The sequence below is a fragment of the Methylobacterium sp. WL18 genome, assembly GCF_008040015.1.
Taxonomy (GTDB): Bacteria; Pseudomonadota; Alphaproteobacteria; order Rhizobiales; family Beijerinckiaceae; genus Methylobacterium; species Methylobacterium mesophilicum.
The window spans coordinates 1-2,761 of the sequence record NZ_VRVD01000623.1 but is presented as its reverse complement, the minus strand read 5'-3'; the positions used below and the strand labels follow the sequence as shown (position 1 = coordinate 2,761).

Below are 2,761 nucleotides of genomic sequence, written 5' to 3'. Positions count from 1 at the left end.
GTCTTCCAACGCCGAAAAATGCTCCACCAGTGCCTTGCCTGACATCGGATGCCTCACCAGACCGAGGCCCCCTGTGAATCACGCAAAAGGCAACACCGAAATCCATTCCTTTCAAGCGATCGCCCTGCGGCGACCGGCATCGGCAATCGACAAGCCGGCGGCGATCCTGTAGAGGGCAGCCCAACTCACAACAGGATCGCCGAAATCCTGGTGCCGGACGCCCATGAGGGGCGGCACGGCGCAACGGCTGGAGCTATGCCATGAACATCATCGAGCAGCTGGAGCGCGAGGAAGTCGCGCGCCTCGCGAAGACCATTCCCGATTTCGAGCCGGGCGATACGCTCATCGTCAACGTCCGCGTCAAGGAAGGCGAGCGCACCCGCGTCCAGGCCTACGAGGGCGTCTGCATCGGCCGCCAGGGCGGCGGCCTCAACGAGAGCTTCACGGTTCGCAAGATTTCCTACGGCGAGGGCGTCGAGCGCGTCTTCCCGGTGCATTCGCCGATGATCGATTCGATCAAGGTCGTCCGCCGGGGCAAGGTGCGCCGGGCCAAGCTGTACTACCTGCGCGACCGCCGCGGGAAGTCGGCCCGCATCGTCGAGCGCACCGATCGCTACAAGTCCAAGGATGCCCCGAAGGCGGCCCCCGCCGCCGCCGAGTAAGGTCATCGGACGCCCCGGCTCGCAGCCGGGGACCCCGAGGTTTTCAACCGGTCCGGCTCAGCCGGGCCGGTTTTTTCATGCCCGCGGCTCAGGCGGCCCGGACCCGATCGAGGAAGTGGGTGATCTCCGCGGAGAGCAGCCCGGACTTCTGCGACAGTTCGGCGGCGGCGCCGAGCACCTGCTCGGCCGCGGCGCCGGATTCCTGGGCGGCGGTCGAAACCTCAGCGATGTTGCCGGTCACCGTGCTGGTGCCGTCCGCCGCCTGCGCCACGCTGCGCACGATCTCGCCGGTCGTCGCCTCCTGCTCCTCGATCGCGGCCGCGACGCTGGTGGCCAGCGTGTTGACCTCGGTGACCGTACGGCCGATCTCCTGGATCGCCTCCACGGCTTGCCGGGTCGAGACCTGCACGGCGCCGACCCGGGTCGCGATCTCCGCCGTCGCCTGCGCGGTCTGGTTGGCGAGTTCCTTCACCTCGCTCGCCACCACGGCAAAGCCCCGGCCAGCCTCGCCGGCGCGGGCCGCCTCGATCGTGGCGTTGAGCGCGAGCAGGTTCGTCTGGCTGGCGATCGCCGCGATCATGCTGGCCACGGCGCCGATCTTCTCGGCGCCCTCGGCGAGGTCGCGCACGATCGCGTCGGTGCGCTGGGCCTCCGTGGCCGCCTGGCCGATCATGGCCGACGAGCGCGCCATCTGGCCGGAGATCTCCCGGATGGTCGTCGACATCTCCTCGGTCGCCGCGGCCACGGTCTGCACGCTGGCGGAGGTCTCCTGCGCCGCCTCGGCGACCTGGGCCGAGCGCGCGCTCGTCTGCGTCGCGCTCTGCGCCATCGTGGCGGCGTTGGCCTGCATCGCCGTGGCGGCGGAGGTCAGGCCCCGCATCAGGGTCCCGGCGCTGCCCTCGAACTGTCGGGTCAGGGCATCCAGCGCCTGGGCGCGCTCGATCTTGGCCTCGGCGTCCCGGGCGGCCGCGACGTCCATCTCGCCCTTGGCGACCAGGGCCTGGCGGAACACCTCGACGGTGGCGGACATCCGGCCGATCTCGTCGCGCCGCTCGGTATCGGAGACCGGGCTCGTGATGTCGCCCTCCGCCAGGGCCTGCATCCTCCGGTGCAGGCGGCCGAGCGGCCGGGTGATGCTGCGCCCGATCAGCAGGGAGCCGAGCACCGATACGCCGACGATGCCCAGGAGCAGGACCAGCACCGTGATCGCCAGCGACCGGAACGACGCCGCGATGTCGTCGGTATAGGCGCCGGTGACGATGAAGATGTCCCAGGGCGCGAAGCGGGTCGCCACGGACACCTTCGGGAAGACGCCCTCCCGTCCGGGCCGGAGGTATTCGTATTCAAGCATCGCCGGGTCGGAGGATCTCAGGCGAGCGATGAAGGCGCGAATGATCGGTATGCCGTTGACCGTGAGATCCAGCTGGTTCTTGCCGACATCCTTCCGGTTCGGCACGGCGACGGCAACGCCGTCCATCGTGTAGATCGAGATGTAGTTGGTTCCGCCGCTGTAGCGCATCGCCATGGTCGATTCGGCCAGTTCGGACAGGGCCGCCTGCTTGGTCAGCGTCCCGGCCTTCACCCGCTCGTCGAGAGCCTGGGCGTGCGACTGGATCAGCTCGACCATGGCGCGCAGCGACTGGACGCGCTCGTCCAGCATTTCGCGATGGAATAGCTTGAGGCCCAGGCCACCGATCGTAGCAATAATCAGACACGTCAGTATCGTTAGAAGCGAAAGCTTACGTGACAGCGTCAAATTTGCCAGCGAAATGCTCATATCAATGGTTATCCTATATGTTTAAGGATCAATATGCTCACCGCAGCGCATAACTCAATATTAGATATCCAAAAAATTTCCCCATTTAGTAAAATAATTTCTATATTGATCGCTGCCATGTAGATAAGAACTGTTGATCCTTATTTTTGATCCAGCCATCATTCTGCCGAACGCGGAACGTGCCGAGTATTTGTATTAGAGATTACGACAGTTCGGATACAGTGCAGCCGATCTCTCTCATCGGCGCATGGCAGATCCGCAATGAGGCATCCGGGCGCGCGGATCGGGCCGGCGGGATGCGCCGGGCCCGGCGCGGACAGGC

2 protein-coding genes are annotated in these 2,761 nt (G+C 65.8%); one reads left to right on the top strand and one right to left on the bottom strand.

The features are described 5' to 3' along the window. Positions 1-260: 260 nt before the first annotated feature. A complete protein-coding gene (gene rplS / locus FV228_RS25990; protein WP_147857177.1) occupies positions 261-662 on the top strand; it encodes a 50S ribosomal protein L19 in 402 nt (133 codons plus the stop codon). Positions 663-750: 88 nt separating this feature from the next. Here the strand turns inward: rplS and FV228_RS25985 are convergent, their stop codons facing one another. After that, positions 751-2,322 (bottom strand): methyl-accepting chemotaxis protein, encoded by a 1,572-nt coding sequence (locus FV228_RS25985; protein WP_246694034.1) that lies wholly within the window; start codon positions 2,320-2,322, stop codon positions 751-753. Positions 2,323-2,761: the final 439 nt, after the last annotated feature.